The sequence below is a fragment of the Falsiroseomonas sp. HW251 genome (assembly GCF_050563545.1).
In the GTDB taxonomy this organism is placed as follows: domain Bacteria; phylum Pseudomonadota; class Alphaproteobacteria; order Acetobacterales; family Acetobacteraceae; genus Falsiroseomonas.
The window spans coordinates 14,018-32,179 of sequence record NZ_JBNXUM010000045.1 but is presented as its reverse complement, the minus strand read 5'-3'; the positions used below and the strand labels follow the sequence as shown (position 1 = coordinate 32,179).

Annotated in this window: 16 protein-coding genes; 14 read left to right on the top strand and 2 right to left on the bottom strand. The window is 70.8% G+C overall.

All coding sequences use genetic code 11. The features are described 5' to 3' along the window. Together ACLF3M_RS32625 and ACLF3M_RS32620 are read right to left on the bottom strand one after the other, a co-directional pair. A complete protein-coding gene (locus tag ACLF3M_RS32625; protein ID WP_430661195.1) occupies positions 1 to 1,266 on the bottom strand; it encodes an alpha-hydroxy acid oxidase in 1,266 nt (421 codons plus the stop codon). Between the two features lie 10 nt (positions 1,267 to 1,276). Then, positions 1,277 to 3,091, bottom strand: coding sequence for a thiamine pyrophosphate-requiring protein (locus ACLF3M_RS32620; protein WP_430661194.1), 1,815 nt, complete (start codon positions 3,089 to 3,091; stop codon positions 1,277 to 1,279). A gap of 174 nt (positions 3,092 to 3,265) precedes the next feature. Here ACLF3M_RS32620 and ACLF3M_RS32615 point away from each other — a divergent pair, with 174 nt between their 5' ends. The 14 genes from ACLF3M_RS32615 (at position 3,266) to ACLF3M_RS32550 (ending at position 18,145) form a co-directional block, all read left to right on the top strand. After that, positions 3,266 to 3,718: a PPC domain-containing DNA-binding protein gene (locus ACLF3M_RS32615; RefSeq protein WP_430661193.1), complete on the top strand. Its 453-nt coding sequence runs from the start codon at positions 3,266 to 3,268 to the stop codon at positions 3,716 to 3,718. A 76-nt stretch (positions 3,719 to 3,794) separates the two neighbouring features. Continuing rightward, positions 3,795 to 6,260 carry a glucose/quinate/shikimate family membrane-bound PQQ-dependent dehydrogenase gene (locus ACLF3M_RS32610; protein WP_430661192.1) on the top strand — a complete coding sequence of 822 codons (2,466 nt, stop codon included), beginning with the start codon at positions 3,795 to 3,797 and terminating at the stop codon, positions 6,258 to 6,260. 177 nt (positions 6,261 to 6,437) lie between these two features. Next, positions 6,438 to 7,094, top strand: coding sequence for a cytochrome c3 family protein (locus ACLF3M_RS32605; RefSeq protein ID WP_430661191.1), 657 nt, complete (start codon positions 6,438 to 6,440; stop codon positions 7,092 to 7,094). A 10-nt stretch (positions 7,095 to 7,104) separates the two neighbouring features. Further along, positions 7,105 to 9,921: a 4Fe-4S dicluster domain-containing protein gene (locus ACLF3M_RS32600; RefSeq protein WP_430661190.1), complete on the top strand. Its 2,817-nt coding sequence runs from the start codon at positions 7,105 to 7,107 to the stop codon at positions 9,919 to 9,921. Then, the gene (gene nrfD, locus ACLF3M_RS32595) at positions 9,918 to 11,270 is read left to right on the top strand and encodes an NrfD/PsrC family molybdoenzyme membrane anchor subunit (protein ID WP_430661189.1); all 1,353 of its coding nucleotides are present in this window, start codon (positions 9,918 to 9,920) and stop codon (positions 11,268 to 11,270) included. Before ACLF3M_RS32600 ends, nrfD begins: the two co-directional genes overlap by 4 nt. Continuing rightward, on the top strand, positions 11,267 to 11,785 hold the full coding sequence (locus ACLF3M_RS32590; protein WP_430661188.1) for a DUF3341 domain-containing protein: 519 nt from the start codon (positions 11,267 to 11,269) through the stop codon (positions 11,783 to 11,785). Before nrfD ends, ACLF3M_RS32590 begins: the two co-directional genes overlap by 4 nt. Further along, positions 11,782 to 12,300, top strand: coding sequence for a c-type cytochrome (locus ACLF3M_RS32585; RefSeq protein WP_430661187.1), 519 nt, complete (start codon positions 11,782 to 11,784; stop codon positions 12,298 to 12,300). Before ACLF3M_RS32590 ends, ACLF3M_RS32585 begins: the two co-directional genes overlap by 4 nt. Then, positions 12,297 to 13,376: a hypothetical protein gene (locus tag ACLF3M_RS32580; RefSeq protein ID WP_430661186.1), complete on the top strand. Its 1,080-nt coding sequence runs from the start codon at positions 12,297 to 12,299 to the stop codon at positions 13,374 to 13,376. Before ACLF3M_RS32585 ends, ACLF3M_RS32580 begins: the two co-directional genes overlap by 4 nt. After that, a complete protein-coding gene (locus ACLF3M_RS32575; RefSeq protein ID WP_430661185.1) occupies positions 13,363 to 13,746 on the top strand; it encodes a hypothetical protein in 384 nt (127 codons plus the stop codon). Before ACLF3M_RS32580 ends, ACLF3M_RS32575 begins: the two co-directional genes overlap by 14 nt. Next, a complete protein-coding gene (locus ACLF3M_RS32570; RefSeq protein WP_430661184.1) occupies positions 13,746 to 14,513 on the top strand; it encodes a hypothetical protein in 768 nt (255 codons plus the stop codon). Before ACLF3M_RS32575 ends, ACLF3M_RS32570 begins: the two co-directional genes overlap by 1 nt. Next, the gene (gene coxB / locus ACLF3M_RS32565) at positions 14,510 to 15,496 is read left to right on the top strand and encodes a cytochrome c oxidase subunit II (protein WP_430661183.1); all 987 of its coding nucleotides are present in this window, start codon (positions 14,510 to 14,512) and stop codon (positions 15,494 to 15,496) included. Before ACLF3M_RS32570 ends, coxB begins: the two co-directional genes overlap by 4 nt. Then, complete coding sequence (locus ACLF3M_RS32560; RefSeq protein ID WP_430661182.1) at positions 15,493 to 17,178, top strand: cytochrome c oxidase subunit I; 1,686 nt, start codon at positions 15,493 to 15,495, stop codon at positions 17,176 to 17,178. The genes coxB and ACLF3M_RS32560 overlap by 4 nt, the downstream gene beginning before the upstream one ends. Further along, complete coding sequence (locus ACLF3M_RS32555) at positions 17,175 to 17,798, top strand: cytochrome c oxidase subunit 3 (protein ID WP_430661181.1); 624 nt, start codon at positions 17,175 to 17,177, stop codon at positions 17,796 to 17,798. Before ACLF3M_RS32560 ends, ACLF3M_RS32555 begins: the two co-directional genes overlap by 4 nt. Further along, a complete protein-coding gene (locus ACLF3M_RS32550; protein WP_430661180.1) occupies positions 17,795 to 18,145 on the top strand; it encodes a cytochrome C oxidase subunit IV family protein in 351 nt (116 codons plus the stop codon). The genes ACLF3M_RS32555 and ACLF3M_RS32550 overlap by 4 nt, the downstream gene beginning before the upstream one ends. Positions 18,146 to 18,162: the final 17 nt, after the last annotated feature.

The window sequence follows — 18,162 nt, the reverse complement described above, 5'->3', positions numbered from 1 at the left end:
TCAGCGGGCGAGCATGTCGGGGCTGAGCTCGGCCAGGGATGTCGCGCCCATCAGCCCGAGCGTGTGGTCCATCTCCTCCGTTAGGATCGCGATGGCGCGCGTCACGCCGGCCGCGCCCGCCGCCGCGACGCCGTACAGCGCGGCACGCCCGATCTGCACGGCATCCGCGCCCAGCGCGATTGCCTTCAGCACGTCGGCGCCGCGCCGGATCCCGCCATCGACCAGGATGGTGAAGCCCTTGCCGACGAGGCGCCGCGCTTCCGGCAGCATCTCGAGCGGCGCGACGGCGCTGTCGAGCTGCCTGCCGCCATGGTCCGACATGACGACGCCGTCGGCGCCGATCTCCGCGGCGCGGGCGACGTCCTCCGGTCGGACCAGGCCCTTGACCAGCAGCCGGCGTGGCCAGAGTGCGCGGATGCGGCGCATCGTCTCCCAGTCCAGCGCCTTGTCCATCCGGTCCCGCACCCAGAAGGCGCTGTCGTAGAAGCCCTGGTGCTCCTTCGGCACGAATTCGATGATGTTCTCGAACGCCGGCATGCCGGGACGGCGCAGCATTGTCGCAGCGAGCCAGCGCGGATGCAGCGCGGCTCCCCCGAGCGACCGCCAGGTCAGACGGCCCGGGCTGACGAAATGGTGGCTGCTCCAGGACCGGTCGCCGAAGATCTGCGCGTCCGTCGTGACGACCAAGGCTTCGCAGCCCGCATGCTCGGCGCGCGCGACCAGGGCCTCCTGCACCTCGGGCGGGCCGAAGACATAGAGCTGCCACCAGTGGCGGAGGTCATCGAGTCCCGCGCGCACCTGCTCCATCGCCATGTTCGACATGGTGCTCTGGGTGAAGGGAATGCCGGCGGCCGCCGAGGCCTCGGCCAGCATGCGGTCGGCGCCTGCGCGGAACAGCCCGTTGAGGCCGGTCGGCGCGATGACGACGGGGATCGGGACGGGGCGCCCGAACAGCGTGGACGAAACGCTCCGGTGGGAGACATCCACCAGCGCGCGCGGCAGGAAGCGCCAGGCCGCCAGCGCGGCCAGGTTGCGCGCCAGCGTCTGCTCCTGCTCGGCGCCACCCTCCAGGTAGCCCAGCGCAAAATCGGGCAGGAAGCGATGCGCCATCGCGCGCAGGTCCTCGATGGTGATGGCGCGCGCAGGGTCGCGGCCGGCATAGAGCCAGCGGGGCGGCGATCCGCCGAGCTGCGCCGGACTGGGCGCCAGCGGGGAGAAGGCGGAGCCCGGCGCCTCGATACCCGGTGCGGGGGCGACAGCGCGCATCGCGGCACCCTCAGCTCTTGCCCGGCGCTTCTTCCTTCTGGCCGGTGCCGGGCATCAGCGTGGCGATGATCTCGCGCGCCGTGTTCTTCAGCACGCTGCCGAGTTCCGGCTCACCGACCATCGAGGAGACGAAGGCGCGCGCCTCTGCCAGCGTGATGTGAGGCGGCAGGGGCGGGACGTTCGGGTCGGTGTAGAACTCGACGACCGTCGGGCGATCGGCGGCGAAGGCTTCGTCCCAGGCCGAGGCGATGCGGTCCGGGTTGTCCACGAAGATGCCCTTGAGGCCGAGAAGCTCCGCGTAGCGGTGATACGGGATGTCGGGCAGGCTCTGCGATCCCAGGAACTTCGGGTCGCCCGCCATCACCCGCTGCTCCCAGGTCACCTGGTTCAGGTCGCGGTTGTTCAGGACGAGGCAGACGAGCCGCGGGTCGGACCAGCGCTGCCAGTATTTGGCGACGGTGATCAGCACGTTCATGCCGTTCATCTGCATCGCGCCGTCGCCGCAGATCGCGAGCACCGGCCGGTCGGGATAGGCGAACTTCGCGCCCACCGCATACGGCATGCCGGACCCCATGGTCGCCAGCCCGCCGGAGAGCGAGGCCATCATCCCGCTGCGCAGGCGGACGTCGCGCGCGTACCAGTTGGTGTGAGAACCGGAATCGCCGGCGATGATGCAGCGGTCGGGCAGGCGCGGCGACAGATCCCAGAAGACGCGCTGCGGGTTGATGGGATCGGCGGGGTGCATGGCGCGGGCTTCCAGCGTGCGCCACCATTCCGCGACGTTGCTCTCGATCCGGTCGCGCCACGACCGGTCCGCCTTCGGCTGCAGCAGAGGCAGCAGCGCTTCCAGCGTCGCCTTGCTGTCGCCGACGAGGCTGATCTCCATGGGGTAGCGGAGGCTCAGCATGCCGGGCTCGATGTCCACCTGCACGCCGCGCGCCTGGCCTTCCTTCGGCAGGAACTCGGAATAGGGGAAGCCGCTGCCGACCATCAGCAGCGTGTCGCATTCCATCATCATCTCCCAGCTCGGCCGGGTGCCGAGCAGGCCGATGGAGCCGGTGACGAAAGACAGGTCGTCGGGCACCGCGGCCTTGCCGAGCAGCGCCTTGGCGACGCCGGCGCCCAGCCGCTCCGCCACCGCGATCACTTCGTCCGTCGCATGCAGCGCGCCGGCCCCGACCAGCATCGCGACCTTGGAGCCAGCGTTCAGCACCTCGGCCGCGTGCCGGATCTGGGCCTGCGTCGGGATGACGAGAGGCTTCTCATAGCCGATGCCGGAATGCACCGTGCCGTGCTTGCGCGGCGGCACTTCCACGGCGTCCAGTTCCTGCAGGTCGTTCGGGATGATGATGCAGGTGACGCGGCGCTCCGCCATGGCGATGCGCATGGCGCGGTCCACGAGGTGGCGGATCTGGTCCGGCACGCTGGCCTGCTGCACGAAGGCGCCGGCGACATCCTTGAACAGCGACTGCAGGTCCACTTCCTGCTGGTAGTGGCCACCGAGCGCGGCGCGCGCCTGCTGGCCGACGATCGCCAGTACCGGCATGTGATCGAGGCGCGCGTCGTAGAGCCCGTTCAGCAGATGGATCGCACCGGGGCCGGAGGTGGCGAGGCAGACGCCGACCTCGCCGGTGAACTTGGCATGCGCGCAGGCCATGAAGGCGGCCATCTCCTCATGCCGCACCTGCACGAAGTCGATGGCGTCCTCCGTCCTATCGAGCGCGCCGATCAGGCCGTTGATGCCGTCGCCCGGAAAGCCGAAGACGCGCCTGACGCCCCAGTCCCGCAGCCTCTGCCAGATGAAATCGCCGACCGTCTTCGCCATGCGCGCTGCCCCTCACTGCTCGGCAACTCCCGCGGCCTATCCTCGCTTGCGCCGGTCCGGGAGCCACCTCAACGCCCCCTCGTGGTGCGTGTTCCGCCACCTCCGTAGTGGCCCTTAGGCAACTGCGATGAATTCACCGCGCTGGCTCAGGGCTGCAGCCATCCGGAGATGCCGATGCAGAGCAGGCTGGTGCACGAGGCGAATGGCCAGCGGACCTTCGTCGTCGTGCTGGAGACCGGGGACGAGGTGCGCAACAGCCTGCACCGCCTGGCCGAAGATGAAGGGCTTTCGGGCGCGCAGCTCAGCGCGATCGGCGCCCTGCGTTGCGCTACGATCCGCTGGTTCGACTGGGAAGCGAAGCAGTACCGGCCCATCCCGGTCGAGGAGCAGGTCGAGGTGGTCTCGCTCCTCGGCGACATCGCGCTCGATACGGAGGGGCAGCCGAAGCTTCACCTCCACGCCGTGCTCGGCCGCCGGGACGGCAGCGCGATGGGCGGCGACCTCGAGCGCGGCGAGGTGCGGCCGACGCTCGAGATCGTGGTGACCGAATCGCCCACGCATCTGCAGCGCGTCCACGACCCGCAGACCGGCCTCGCCCTGATCCGGCTGGACGGCCAGGTCCCTTGAGCAAGTCCATGCATCGCGGCAGGCAAAGCGCACTCCCTTGCCGCCACGCTGATCCCGCGCAGGAAGGCGACGCGCCATGACCACTGCCAAGCCACCGCTGGTCCTGAAGCTGGCCGGATATCCGGTCGCTCTCCTTGGGATCGTGCTGGCGCTCGCCGGCCTCTGGCTCGCCGTGCTCGGTGGGTCCTGGTTCTACGTCGCCTGCGGGATCGTCATGGCGGGGACGGGCGCGATGCTGGCGCGGGGCGAGCGCGCAGCGCTCTGGGGCGCGGCCCTGCTGGTCGGCGGAACGCTTCTCTGGTCATTGTGGGAAGCTGGCCTCGACTGGTGGCCGCTCGCTGCGCGGGGCGACGTGGTCGTGCTGGTCGGGCTGCTGTTGCTGACGCCCTGGATCACCCGCGCTCTCGGCCGCGCGGCCGGCGCGCAGGTCTCCCCGCTGCGCGGCGGTGGGCTCGCGCTGTCGCTGACCGTGCTGGCGGCGCTCGGCGTCGCTGCGGCGTCGTGGTTTACCGACCCACATCGCATTGACGGCTCGCTGCCCGAGATCCGCGGCGCCAGCAGTCCGTCCGCCGCGGCCGTGCCGCCCGGCGAGTGGCACGCCTATGGGCGCACCGAGGCGGGTCAGCGCTGGTCGCCGCTCGCGCAGATCACGCCGGACAATGTCTCGCGACTGGAGGTCGCCTGGCACTATCACACGGGCGACCTGCGCGGGCGCGCAGGCGATCCGAAGGAGACCACCTTCGAGGTCACGCCGCTGAAGATCGGCGATCGCCTTTATTTCTGCACGCCGCATCAGGACGTGGTCGCGCTGGACGCGACAACCGGCCGCGAGGCCTGGCGCTATGACCCGCGGATCCGGGGCCACCTCGCACTGCAGCACCTGACCTGTCGGGGCTTGGCCTATTTCCCCGGCGGCCGCACCGGGCCCAACGCGGCCGCGCCGGGCTCGCCGCGGCAGGTCGCCGCCGCGCCGTCCCCGGTCTCAGATATGCCCGTCGCGGCAGCGGACGGTGCCCAGGCGACGAGCTGCGACGCGAAGCTGCTGATGCCGACCGCCGATGGCCGGCTCATCGCGCTCGATCCCGCCACCGGCGCGGTCTGCCGCGACTTCGGCGATGGCACGGGGCAGGTGAACCTCTGGGCGAACATGCCGAACGTGGATCCTGGCGCCTACTACTCCACCTCGCCGCCGGTGGTGGCGGGCGGGCTGGTGATCGTGGGCGGGACGGTGCTCGACAACGTCTCGACGCATGAGCAGTCCGGCGTCATCCGTGCCTTCGACATTCGAACCGGCGCGCTGGTCTGGAACTGGGATTCGGGCAACCCGGACCAGACCGCGCCTCTGCCCGCCGGCGAGCACTACACGCCGAACTCGCCGAACAGCTGGACGACGATGGCCGCCGACGAGACGCTCGGCCTGGTCTATGTCCCGCTCGGCAACCAGCCGCCGGATCAGTGGGGTGCGAACCGCAGCCCGGCGGTGGAGCGCTTCTCCTCCTCCATCGTCGCGCTCGATCTCGCGACGGGCCGGGTGCGCTGGCGGTTCCAGACTGTGCATCATGACCTCTGGGACTATGACGTGCCGGCGCAGCCGAGCCTCGTCGACCTGACAGTTAACGGGCAGCGCGTGCCGGCTTTGGTTCAGCCGACCAAGCAGGGCGAGCTCTTCGTCCTCGACCGCCGCACCGGCGAGCCGCTGCTGCCGGTGCGCGAGGTCCCCGCGCCGCAGGGCACGTTGCGCGGCGACCATGCCGCGCCGACCCAGCCGGTGTCGGCGCTGTCCTTCGAACCGCCGCGGCTGCGGGAGCGCGACATGTGGGGCGCGACGCTGTTCGACCAGTTGGCCTGCCGCATCCAGTTCCACCGCCTGCGCTACGAGGGCCGCTTCACCCCGCCGTCGTTACAGGGCTCGATCGTCTATCCCGGCAATTTCGGTGTCTTCAACTGGGGCGGCGTCGCGGTGGATCCGCAGCGTCAGGTCGCGTTCACGACGCCGGCCTACCTCGCCTTCGTCTCGCGGCTGGTGCCGCGCGCGAACGATCACGACCTCTATGTCAACGACACGCCGCCAGAGGGCGCGCTGCCCGCGCTGAACGAGAATTTCGGCGCGCCCTATGCGGTGGAGTTGAAGCCCTTCCTCTCACCCATCGCGCTGCCCTGCCAGGCCCCGCCCTGGGGCTACGTGGCCGGCGCCGACCTGCTCACCGGCCGCATCGCCTGGATGCATCGAAATGGCACGGTGCGTGACCTCACGCCGCTGCCGCTGCCCTTCCGCATGGGCGTGCCGGACCTCGGCGGGCCGATCGTCACGGCTGGCGGCGTCGCCTTCCTCTCCGGCACGCTGGACTACTACCTGCGCGCCTATGACGTGGCGACGGGTCGCGAGATCTGGATGGCGCGGCTGCCCGCCGGCGGACAGGCGACGCCGATGACCTACCAGGGCGCGGATGGTCGCCAATACGTGCTGGTGGCGGCGGGCGGACACGGCTCGCTCGGGACCGATGCGGGGGACAGCATCATCGCCTACGCGCTCCCGCGCTGACGCGGGCGGGCGGCCTCTCCGTAGCAGCACGTAAGGGGAGAACCGCATCGCCCTGGCCACGTTGGCGACACCAAAGGCCGGGCGGTGACCAGCGTTCTGCTCAGCAAGGGCGACACCATGTGCTCCACCAGCCCGCACCGCGCCGCCGCCCTCCGGCCTCCTCGTCCGTGACCGAGCGTGGCTCAGCTCTTCCCGCCCTGGTCGAATGCCGCTGCGCGCGCGGGCCTCTTCGCGATCGTGGCGTTGCCCGTCGCGGCGCTGGGCGTCGCCATGGCGCTGCCCTTCACGCCGCATGTGACGGGGCAGGACAGGATCCTCGCCCAGCCCGTGCCCTTCAGCCACGAGCATCACGTCGGCGGCCTCGGCCTGGATTGCCGCTACTGCCACACCTCCGCGGCGGAATCGCGCTTCGCCGGGCTGCCGCCGACCGAGACCTGCATGACCTGCCATTCGCAGCTCTGGACGAATGCGCCGATGCTGGCGCCGGTGCGGGAGAGCCTGGCGGCCGGGCGGCCGCTGCACTGGCAGCGCGTCCACAACCTGCCGGGCTATGTCTATTTCGACCACAGCATCCATGTCGCGAAAGGCGTGGGCTGCTCCACCTGTCACGGCGACGTCGCGCGCATGCCGCTGATCCGCCAGGCGGCGCCGCTGACGATGGGGTGGTGTCTCAACTGCCATCGCGATCCCGTGCCGAACCTGCGGCCGGAATCCGCGATCTACGACCCGCACTGGACGCCGCCGCCGGATCAGCGCGCGCGCGGCGAGGCGCTGATCCGACACTACCTCATCGCGACGGAGCACCTGACGGATTGCTCGGTGTGCCACCGGTGACGCCGTGACGATGCCGCCCGACGACGCGATCGGACGCCGCCAGGCCGCGCTCGGGCTGCTGGCTGCGGCGCTGACCGGCGCGCTTGGCGGCTGCGACCGGCCGGAGGAGGAGATCCTCCCCTATGTCCGCATGCCGGAGCGCCTGGTGCCCGGTCGGCCGCTGACCTTCGCGACCTCGCTGCCGCTCGAAGGCCAGGCCCGCGGCGTGCTCGTCACCTCCTTCGAGGGACGGCCGACCAAGGTGTCGGGCAATCCCTCGCACCCCGCGAGCCGCGGCGCGACAGACGTCTTCGCCGAGGCCGAGGTGCTGTCGCTCTACGACCCCGACCGGTCGCGCGCGGTGCGGATCGGGGATCGCATCGGGTCCTGGGATAGTGCGCTGGCGGCGCTTCTGCCGCGGCTCGCCGCGCTCGAGGCGCGCGGCGGCGAGGGGCTGCGCCTGCTCACCGGCCCGATCACCTCGCCCACGCTGGTGCGGCTGATCGGGGATACGCGCCGGCGCTTCCCGGCAATGCACTGGCACGTCCACGCAGCTGTCGGCGAGGCAAACCGGCGGGACGGGGCGGCACTGGCCTTCGGGCGAACGCTCGCGATCCGGCCCAGGCTCGATCGCGCTGCCGTGACGCTCGCGCTGGATGCCGACCCGCTCGGGCCAGGGGCGGAGCAGATCGCGAACGCGCGTGCCTTCGCCGCGCGGCGCATGGCGCGCGCGGGCGCCACCGGCTTCTCGCGCCTCTATGTCGCGGAGCCGCTGCCGACGCTGACCGGCGCCTCGGGCGATCATCGGCTCTGCGTCCATCCCGCGGTGCTGCGCGACATGGCCGTGACGCTCGCCGCGCGGCTCGGCGCCGACCTTGCGCCGCCGGACCTGCCGCCGGACGCCGCGCGATTCCTCGATGCCGCGCTTTCCGACCTGCAGGCGCATCGGGGCGAGGCGCTGGTACTGACCGGCGAATGGCAGGATGCGCGCATGCACGCGCTGGTCCACTGGATCAACGCAAGGCTCGATGCGCCGATCGGGGCGATCGAACCGTTGCTTCCCGACGCGCCTGGGTTGGACCCGCTGGTCGAGGCGATGCAGGCCGGCCAGGTGGAGGCGCTGTTCGTGCTCGGCGCGAACCCAGCCTATGACGCGCCGGCGGCGCTTGGCTTCGCGGAGGCGCGACGCCGCGTGCCCTTCCTGCTGCACCACGGCCTGCATCGCGACGAGACGGCGGCCCTGTCCGACATCCATGTCCCGGCGCCGCATGCGCTGGAGGAGTGGGGCGACCTTCGGGCGCCGGACGGCACGGCGAGCCTGGTGCAGCCGCTGATCCGGCCGCTCTATGGCACGCGCGGCATGGTGTCGCTGCTCGGCGTGCTCGCCGGCACGCTGGACGTCGAGGCCCATCCGGCCGTGCGCGCGACCTGGGCGGGCAGGACGGGTCTGCACGGCGATGCGTTCGAGGCCTGGTGGCGAGAGGCGCTGCATGCGGGCGTCGTGCCCGACAGCAGCGCGCCGCCGGTGCCCCTGCCGCCGCCGCGGCCGCCGGAGGCGCCGGAGCGTCCTCTGCAGGAGGGGCGGATCCTTGCGCTGCGTCCCGACCCCACGATCTGGGACGGCGTCCAGGCCAACAATGCCTGGCTGCAGGAATGCCCGAAGCCCTTCACCAGCCAGACCTGGGGCAATGCTGCGCTGATGAACCCGCGCGACGCGTCGGCACGTGGCGTGGGCGACGGCGACGTCGTCACGCTGGATCTCGAGGGGCGCCGGATCGAGGCACCGGTGCTGCTGCGCGAGGAGGTTGCCCCGGGCGTCGTGGGCTTGACCCTGGGCTATGGGCGGCGCGCCGCCGGCGCGATCGGCAGCGGATTGGGCGTGGACGCCTATGCAATCCGCCGGCCCGAGGCGCCGTGGTACGCGCCGGGGCTCTCCGTCACGTCGGCCGGGCACCGCGCGCGGCTCGCGACCCGACAGGATCACCAGACGCTCGAAGGCGAGGCACGCGAGATCCTGCCCGTCGTGCCGTTGGACGAGATCATCCGCGCCGCCGCGCAGCCGCCAGCGCCGCCGCCACCCGACTTCTACCCGGACGTGGACTACGACGGCTACGCCTGGGGCATGGTGATCGACACCACGCTGTGCATCGGCTGCAACGCCTGCGTCGTCGCCTGCCAGTCCGAGAACAACGTGCCCGTCGTCGGGCCGGAACAGATCGCAATGGGCCGCGTGATGCACTGGCTCCGCGTGGACACCTATACGCAGCGGGGTCCCGGCGGCGCGGCGCTGACCGGCTTCCAGCCCGTTCCCTGCATGCATTGCGAGAAGGCGCCCTGCGAGCCGGTCTGCCCCGTCGCCGCATCGGTCCACGACCACGAGGGGCTGAACGTCCAGGTCTACAATCGCTGCATCGGCACGCGCTTCTGCCAGTCCAACTGCCCCTACAAGGTCCGGCGCTTCAACTTCTTCGGCTACGCCGACGGCCAGGAATACGCCAACCAGGGCGCGCCCTCCCTCGCCGCGCAACGCAACCCGGAGGTCACGGTCCGAGCGCGCGGCGTGATGGAGAAATGCACCTACTGCGTGCAGCGCATCAGCCAGCAAAGGCGCGAGGCAAAGAAGGAGAACCGCGCGATCGGGGACGGCGAGGTCGTCACGGCCTGCCAGGCGGCCTGCCCGACCCAGGCGATCGTCTTCGGCGACCTGAACCAGCCACGTTCCTCCGTCGCCGCGCTGCGGCGCGAGCCGCATCACTACGCGCTGCTCGGCCATCTCGGGACGCGGCCGCGCACGACCTACCTGAAGCAGGCGCGCAACCCCAACCCGGCGCTAGAGGAGGAGGGGTGAGCGCCGTCACGCAACAGCCTCTTCCGTCGCAGGCCAGCTACGGCGAGCTCGTCGGCGTGGTCGCCGACCCGCTGCTGGAACGCCGGCCCGGCCGGGGCTGGTGGATCGCGCTCGGCATCGGGACGGCGCTGACACTGGTGCTCCTCGGCGCGATGGCCTGGCTCTTCATCCAGGGCATCGGCATCTGGGGCGTGGACACCACCGTCGTCTGGGGTTTCGCCATCGCGAACTTCGTCTGGTGGCTCGGCATCGGGCATGCGGGGACGCTGATCTCCTCGCTGCTGCTGCTGACGCGGCAGCGCTGGCGCGCCTCGGTCAACCGCTTCGCGGAGGCGATGACGCTGTTCGCCGCCTCCATCGCGGGCCTCTTCCCGATCCTGCATCTCGGCCGACCCTATCGCTTCTACTGGCTGGTTCCCTATCCCAATTCCATGCAGGTCTGGCCGCAATGGCGCAGCGCGCTGGTCTGGGATTTCGCGGCGATCTCGACCTACCTGATCTTCTCCCTGCTGTTCTGGTACTGGGGCCTGATCCCCGACCTCGCCACGCTGCGCGACCGCGCGCGGAACCTAGCCTGGAAGCGCGTCTACGGCGTGCTGTCGCTGGGCTGGCGCGGCTCAGCGCGGCACTGGCAGCTGCACGGCGCCCTGTACGGCGCGATGGCGGCGATCGGCCTGCCGCTGGTCGTTTCCGTGCACAGCATCGTCGGCATGGACTTCGCCGCGAGCCTCATGCCGGGCTGGCAGGAGACGATCTTCCCGCCCTACTTCGTCGTCGGCGCGCTGTTCTCGGGCTTCGCCATGGCGGTCACGATCGCGGTGATCCTGCGCGCCGCCCTCGGCCTGCAGGAAGTGATCCGCGCGAAGCACTTCGACGCGATGTCGAAGATCCTTCTCGCGGGCTCCATCGCGATGGGCTTCTCCTACGCGACGGAGTGGTTCAACACCTGGTACGGCGGCGGCCGCGCGGAGACGGAGCATCTGCGCTTCCTCTTCGCCGGCGAGTATGCGCCGTTCTACATCCTGATGCTGTGCTGCAACGTCGTGGCGCCCCAGATCCTGTGGTGGCCGCGGGCGCGCGTTTCCATGCCGATCCTTCTCGTGCTCACGCTGGTGATCAATCTCGGCATGTGGCTGGAACGTGTGCTGATCGTCATCACGACGCTGTCGCATGCGCACCTGCCGTCGATGCGCGCGATCTTCGTGCCGACGATCTGGGACTGGCTGACGCTCGCGGGCTCCATCGGCTTCTTCGTGCTGCTCTTCGTGGCCTTCGTCCGTCTGTTCCCGGTGGTGGCCATGCACGACCTCGGCAAGCGCCTGCGGCAGGAGAAGGAGGAGATGGCATGACCCGCCTCGTCCTTGCCGAGTTCGCGGACCCGGAGACGCTGGTCGCCGCGGCGCGCCGGGCTCGGCAGGCCGGGCTCCGCGGCCTGGATGCGCACACGCCCTTCGCGATGGAGGAGTTGCCGGAGGCGCTGGGCTTCGGCAGCACCGGCATCCGCCTGGTCATGCTTGCCTCGGGCATCGCCGGCGCGGCCTTCGCCTTCTGGCTGCAGTGGTGGACGGCCGTGCTGGACTATCCCGTCAACGCCGGCGGGCGCCCGCTGTTCAGTTGGCAGGTCTTCGTCATGCCGACCTTCGAGGGCGGCATCCTCCTCGCCACCTTCGGCGGCATCCTGGCCTTCCTGCTCACCAGTGGCCTGCCGCGGCTGAACCACCCGGTCTTCGACGCGCATGGCTTCGATCGGGCGAGCCAGGACCGCTTCTTCCTGGCCATCGAGGATCCGCGCGCGGATGGCGCGCGCGTCGCCGCGCTGCTCGATGGCCTCGCCCCGCTCTCGATCCGGGAGGTCGCGGCGTGAGGCGCGCGCTGCTGGTCGCCCTGCTGCCGTTCGCGCTGCTGGGCTGCCGGCAGGAGATGGCGCAGCAGAAGCGCTACCGCACCTATGCTGCCGCGCCGCTCTGGCCCGATGGCACCGCGGCGCGACCCCTGCCGGAAGGCGTGGTGGCCCAGGGCGACCTGGCCTTCCTTGCCGCCGCCGCGCAGCCCGAGGTCACGCCGGCGCTGCTCGCCCGCGGTCGGGAGCGCTTCGATGTCTTCTGCGCGCCCTGCCACGGCCTGGCCGGCGCGGGCGACGGCATGATCGTGCGACGGGGCTTCCCCCGACCGCCGAGCTACCACACCGCCCGGCTGCGCGCCGCGCCGGCGCAGCACTTCTACGACGTCATTACGGACGGCTACGGCGTCATGTACTCCTATGCCGCGCGCGTGCCGCCGGCGGACCGCTGGGCCATCGCTGCCTATATCCGCGCCCTTCAGCTTTCCCAGGATGCCGAGATCGCCGCCGTTCCCGAGGCGCGGGAGCGGCTGCGATGAGCGTGGCGACCTTGCCCTGGCTGCGTGAACGCCGCCGCGCCGCGTCGGCGGCGGCAACTGCCTGCGCGGTGCTGCTGCTGGCCTGGGGGCTGCTCGGCCCGGCCGAGGTGGCGATGGCGGGCTGGCTGATCGGGCTGCTGTTCTGGATCGGCATTGCCCTCGGCGCGATGACGCTGCTGGCGGTGCATGCGACGACGGGCGGCGAATGGGTCGAGGAGTTGCGCCCGGTGCTGGTGCCCGCCGCGGCCTCGCTGCCGGTCTTCGCGGTGGTGGCGCTGCCGCTGCTGCTGGCGCCGGGGCTGCTTTATCCCTGGGCGACGGATCCCGGACTGGCGCAGCGGCCCTCGGTCGCCGTCTGGTATCTCTCGCCCTTGCCCTTCGCGCTGCGCTCGGTGGTCGCGCTGGCGGGCTGGAGCGTCTTCGGTCTGCTGCTGGCGCATGGCGGCGCGCGACGCAGCGGCGTCGGCGCGGCGGCGCTGATCTTCCACACCCTTGCCATGGCGGTGATCCCGCTGGACTGGGTGCTGTCGCTCGATCCGCATTTCCACTCGACCGTCTTCGGCGCGGCGACGGGGGTGAACCAGGTGCTGGCGGCGCTGGCCTGGTGCGCGCTGCTGCGTCCGGAGGAGCCCGGTGGGCAGGGGCGGGCAGGGGACCTGGCGCGGATGATGATCGCGGCGCTGCTCGGCGCCATCTATCTCGGTTTCGCGCAGTTCCTGGTGCCCTGGTACGGAAACCTGCCGGAGAAGGCCGCCTGGTTCCTGCCGCGCGAGACCGCGCCCTGGGTGTGGCTGGAGGTTGCCTCGCTGCTGCTGGCGACGCTGGTGCCCTTCGTCGCGCTGCTCGCCGCGCGCATCCGTCGTTCGCCGCGGCCGCTCGCCGCTGTCGGAGCGTCCGTGCTGGCGGGCACGCTGCTGCACCAGGCCTGGCTCGTTGGTCCTCGTGTCGGGCCGCTCGTGCTGCTGAGCGGCGTGCTCGCCGTCGTCGCGATCGGCGGCGCCTGGACCGCGCTGTCACTCCGTCCGTCCGCCGGCCGTTTGCCTACCGGGAAGGAGGCGCGGCATGGCCTCGCCTGAGGCAGCCGCCGAGCGGCGGAAGTCGATCGACCTCAACCTTCGCGCAGTGCTCTGGACGGCCGGCGGCACGGCGAGCTTCCTGCTAGTCTCGCTCGCGGGCCTATATCTGATCTGGCAAGCCGCGGACGGGCCGCGCGATTTTCCGCTGCCACAGGGCTACGGCCCTCCCGACCTGCAGAGCGACCCAGCGGGCGACCTGCGGCGCTTCACGGCCGGCCAGCGGGCCGCGCTCGAGGACTACGCCTGGGTGGACCGCGAACGCGGCATCGTGCGCATTCCCGTCGAGCATGCGATGGAGATCCTGGCGTCGCGCGGTGCAGCGGCCTGGGCTCCCCTGCCGCCGCCCGCCGCGAACGAGGCGTCGCGGTGATGAGGCCCGCGGCAGCGCTCCTGCTCTTCCTTTGCGCCGCCGCGCCGGTCAAGGCGGAGGAGCCGGCGCTGGTGCCGCCGCCGGGTGCCCGCCTGCCGCTCGATCTGCCGGCACGGGACGAGGCCGGCCGTCCGACGACGCTGCGCGACGCGACCGGCGGCCGGCCCATCGTGCTGGTCTTCGCGGATTACAGCTGCGCGACGCTGTGCGGGACCGCGCTCGGCCTCGTCGCTGCCGCGCTGCGGGAGACCGGGCTCCGGCTCGGCGAGGATGTCGTCCTGCTCGTGCTCGGCCTCGATCCGCGGGACGGCCCGGCCGAGGCCACGGCGATGCGGCGTGCCCATGTCGGCGACGGGTCCGGCATGGCTGCCGCATCGCGCTTCATGACCATGGACGCGCCGGTCCTCGGCGTCGCCACCGCGTCGCTCGGCTATCACGCGGTCTGGCGGCCGGATCAGGCCCGCTTCGATCACCCGCTGGCCTGGCTGGTGCTTGCGCCCGACGGCAGGCTCGCCGAGGTGCTGCCGGCGCTGCGCTTCGATCCCGTCGCCTTGCGCCGATCGGTGGAGAGCGCGGCGCGCACGGAACCTGGCGCGCCGGGCATTGTGGCGCGCACGCTCGCGATCTGTCGCGGCTTCGGCGCGCTCGGCAGCGGCGCCCGCCGCATGGTTGTGCTGGCCGGGCTGGGGCTCGGCGGCATTGTCGCTCTCGCCGGCCTCGGCGGCTTCGTCATGCTGCTGAGGGCGCAGCGGAGGCGCGCGGCATGAACGATGCCTCCCCCGGCTGGCCGGTGCATGGCGCGGCGCTGACGTCCTGGGTACGCCTCTGGCCCCCAGCGGCGTCGGCACAGGCCGGCACGGTGGACGGCATCTTCGTCGCGCTGCTCGTCTTCTGCGGCGCGATCTTCCTGCTGGTCGTCGGCCTGCTGGTCGTCTTCAGCATCCGCTACCGCCGCGGCTCCCGCGCAAAGCGCGGCATGCTGCCGGAGGTGCTGACGCGCGACATCGAGATCGGCTGGTATGCCGTCGTGACCTTTCTCGCGGTCTTCATGTTCGGCTGGGCCGGCGCGACACAGCTGACGCTCGACGCGCCGCCGCCCGGCGCACTGGAGATCCACGTCGTCGCCAAGCAGTGGATGTGGAAGGCCGAGCATCCCAACGGCGCCCGCGAGATCAACGAACTGCACATCCCGCGCGGCGAGCCGGTGCGGCTGGTCATGACGTCGCAGGATGTGATCCACAGCTTCTTCGTCCCCGCCTTCCGCCGCAAGCAGGATGTGCTGCCGGGCCGCTTCACCGAGATGTGGTTCACCCCGACCGAGGAAGGCGAGTTCCACCTGCTCTGCGCGGAGTTCTGCGGCACCTCGCATGCACGCATGGGCGGACGCGTCGTGGTGATGGCGCCGGAGGCCTATGCCGCCTGGGTCGCCGCGCAGCCGCAGGGCGACACGCTGGCGCGACAGGGCGAGGCGCTGTTCAACGCCTATGGCTGCTCCGGCTGCCATGCGACGTCGTCGTCGGTCCATGCGCCGCGCCTGGCCGGGCTGTACGGCCGGCCTGTGCAACTGGCCGACGGACGCACGGTGCGCGCCGACGACGCCTATCTCCGCGATTCCATCCTGCAGCCGCGGCGTGACGTGGTCGCGGGCTTCCAGCCCATCATGCCGTCCTTCGCCGGCGTGATCGACGATGGCGAGTTGCAGGCGATCATTGCCTATCTCCGCTCGCTACGTCCGGAGGAGGCACGATGAGCAGCCTTTCCTTCGATCCCGCCATCCGCGACGAGCCGTCGCCTGCGGGCACGAGCTACCTGACGGCGAGGACCGGTGTCGCCTCCTGGCTGCTGACCACCGACCACAAGCGGATCGCCCTTCTTTACATGGCGGTGATCACCGTCTTCTTCTTCATGGGGGGCGCCGCGGCGGTGCTGATCCGTCTCGAGCTCTTCACGCCGAACGGAGACCTGCTCACCGACGATGCCTACAACCGCACCTTCACCTTCCATGGCGTGGTGATGGTGTGGTTCTTCCTGGTGCCGGTGATCCCGACCACGCTTGGCAACTTCCTGCTGCCGCTGATGATCGGCGCGCGGGACATGGCCTTCCCGCGGCTGAACCTGCTGAGCTGGTACATCTTCATCGTCGCGGGCGTCCTGGCGGTGGCCATGCTGCTGGCGGGCGGCGTGGACACCGGCTGGACCTTCTACACGCCGCTTTCCACCGCCTTCGCGCGCGGGCATGTGCTCATGGCAGCGGCGGCGGTCTTCCTGTCCGGCTTCTCCACGATCGCGACCTCGGTCAACTTCGTCGCCACCACCCATCTGCTGCGTGCACCGGGGATGACCTGGTTCCGGCTGCCGCTCTTCGTCTGGTCGCTCTACGCCACGGCGATCGTCATGCTCCTGGCGACCCCGGTTCTGGCCATGGCGCTGCTGCTGATCTTCGCGGAGCGCGCCTTCGGCATCCCGATCTTCGATCCGCTGCGCGGTGGCGACCCGCTGCTGTTCCAGCACCTCTTCTGGTTCTACAGCCACCCCGCGGTCTACATCATGATCCTGCCGGCCTTCGGCGTGATCTCCGAGATCGTCGCCTGCTACGCGCGGCGGCAGATCTTCGGCTACGCGTTCATGGTCTATGCCATCCTGTGGATCGCGATCGTCGGCTTCCTGGTCTGGGGCCACCACATGTTCGTCTCCGGCCAGTCGAGCTTCGCGAACCTCGCCTTTTCCTTCCTGTCCTTCATCGTGGCGGTGCCGTCGGCGATCAAGGTCTTCAACTGGACGGCCACGCTCTATCGCGGGCAGATCACCTTCGACGCGCCGATGCTCTACGCGTTGGGGTTCATCGGGCTGTTCACGCTGGGCGGGCTGACGGGGTTGTTCCTCGCTTCCATCCCCGTGGACGTGCACGTCACCGACACCTACTTCGTGGTCGCGCATTTCCACTTCATCATGGTCGGTGGCGCGGTCACCGCGCTCTATGGCGGACTTGCCTTCTGGTGGCCGAAGATGACGGGGCGGATGTACCCCGAGGCCTGGGCGCGCTTCGCCGCCGTGATGATGTTCTTCGGCTTCGGCTTCACCTTCTTCCCGCAATTCATCATGGGCTTCGCGGGCATGCCGCGGCGCTATCACGTCTATCCCGAGGAGTTCCAGGTCTGGCACGTCCTGTCCTCCTCCGGCGCGGTGATCCTGGCGGCTGCCTACCTCATGCCGATGGGCTACATGGCGCTGTCGCTGTTCCGCGGTCCGCGCGCGGAGGCCAATCCCTTGGGCGCGACCGGGCTGGAATGGCAGACGCCGAGCCCACCGCCCGAGCAGAATTTCGATCGGCCGCCGCGCGTCGAATCGAAGCCCTATCTCTATCACCCCGCGCATGAAGGTCCGCCGGCCCTCGACCGCGCGCCGCACCGCTCGCAGGACCAGCCGGAATGAGCGAGGCGCTGCGCAAGCCCTGGCTCAGCCTGCAGCGCCAGCGGGAAGCGACGAGCTTCGGCCTCTGGGTCTTCCTGGCCACCGAGGCCATGTTCTTCGCCGCCGCGATCCTGGCCTATGGCTTCTACCGCACGCTCTTCCCCGGCCCCTTCGTCGCGGCCGCGCGGGAAAGCGCGATCGGCTACGGCACGGCGAACACCGCGATCCTGCTGACCAGCAGCCTCTTCATGGCCGCGGGCGCCGAGGCCGCGCGCGCCGGGCTGCGCCGGATGGCGCTGCGCTGCCTGCTTCTCACCATCCTGCTGGGCGCGGCCTTCCTGGTGGTGAAGGGCTTCGAATACGCCAAGGACATCGGTGAGGGCTTGATGCCCGGGCCCTTCTTCCGGCTCGACGTGCCGCGCGCGCAGTTCTTCTGGTCCTTCTACTGGGTCGCGACGGGGGTGCATGCGGTGCACCTGGCCGTCGGCATGGTGGCGACCGGCACGCTTCTTCTTCAGGCCTGGTGGCGTTCCCGTTCCCTGGCGAGTCCGGCATTCGAGGCCGTGGCGCTCTACTGGCATTTCGTCGATGCGGTCTGGGTGCTGCTCTTCGCCCTGATCTACCTGCCGGGCCGGTCATGAGCGCGACATCGATCTGGGAGCGCGTGATCCCCGTCTGGCTGGCGCTGATGGCGCTGCTGGGGATCACGGTCTTCGGCGCCTACCAGCCGGTCGGTACGTTCAACCTCCTGCTCGCGCTCGGCATCGCGGTGGCCAAGATCGCGCTGGTGGCCCTGTTCTTCATGCGGCTTCGCGAGCCGGATCCGCTGCTGCGCCTCGCCGCGGGCGCGGCTGGGCTGTGGATCCTGTTCCTCTTCTCGCTCTCTTTCGTGGACCTGCTGACCCGACCCGCCCCGTCGCAACCCGGCGTCGTCACGCCGCGCAGCGAGGCCCCGCCCGCGCGGGCCGAGGGAAGCCGCGCGTTCTGATCGCGCATCGGAGGCCC

Excerpts from the sequence above, each read along its gene's own strand:
- ACLF3M_RS32600 (WP_430661190.1), top strand. The coding sequence starts at position 7,105 with ATGCCGCCCGACGACGCGATCGGACGCCGCCAGGCCGCGCTCGGGCTG.
- ACLF3M_RS32580 (WP_430661186.1), top strand. The coding sequence starts at position 12,297 with ATGAGCGTGGCGACCTTGCCCTGGCTGCGTGAACGCCGCCGCGCCGCG.
- ACLF3M_RS32575 (WP_430661185.1), top strand. The coding sequence starts at position 13,363 with ATGGCCTCGCCTGAGGCAGCCGCCGAGCGGCGGAAGTCGATCGACCTC.
- coxB (WP_430661183.1), top strand. The coding sequence starts at position 14,510 with ATGAACGATGCCTCCCCCGGCTGGCCGGTGCATGGCGCGGCGCTGACG.
- ACLF3M_RS32570 (WP_430661184.1), top strand. The coding sequence starts at position 13,746 with ATGAGGCCCGCGGCAGCGCTCCTGCTCTTCCTTTGCGCCGCCGCGCCG.
- ACLF3M_RS32620 (WP_430661194.1), bottom strand. The coding sequence starts at position 3,091 with ATGGCGAAGACGGTCGGCGATTTCATCTGGCAGAGGCTGCGGGACTGG.
- ACLF3M_RS32615 (WP_430661193.1), top strand. The coding sequence starts at position 3,266 with ATGCAGAGCAGGCTGGTGCACGAGGCGAATGGCCAGCGGACCTTCGTC.
- ACLF3M_RS32590 (WP_430661188.1), top strand. The coding sequence starts at position 11,267 with ATGACCCGCCTCGTCCTTGCCGAGTTCGCGGACCCGGAGACGCTGGTC.
- ACLF3M_RS32560 (WP_430661182.1), top strand. The coding sequence starts at position 15,493 with ATGAGCAGCCTTTCCTTCGATCCCGCCATCCGCGACGAGCCGTCGCCT.
- ACLF3M_RS32555 (WP_430661181.1), top strand. The coding sequence starts at position 17,175 with ATGAGCGAGGCGCTGCGCAAGCCCTGGCTCAGCCTGCAGCGCCAGCGG.
- ACLF3M_RS32610 (WP_430661192.1), top strand. The coding sequence starts at position 3,795 with ATGACCACTGCCAAGCCACCGCTGGTCCTGAAGCTGGCCGGATATCCG.
- ACLF3M_RS32625 (WP_430661195.1), bottom strand. The coding sequence starts at position 1,266 with ATGCGCGCTGTCGCCCCCGCACCGGGTATCGAGGCGCCGGGCTCCGCC.
- ACLF3M_RS32550 (WP_430661180.1), top strand. The coding sequence starts at position 17,795 with ATGAGCGCGACATCGATCTGGGAGCGCGTGATCCCCGTCTGGCTGGCG.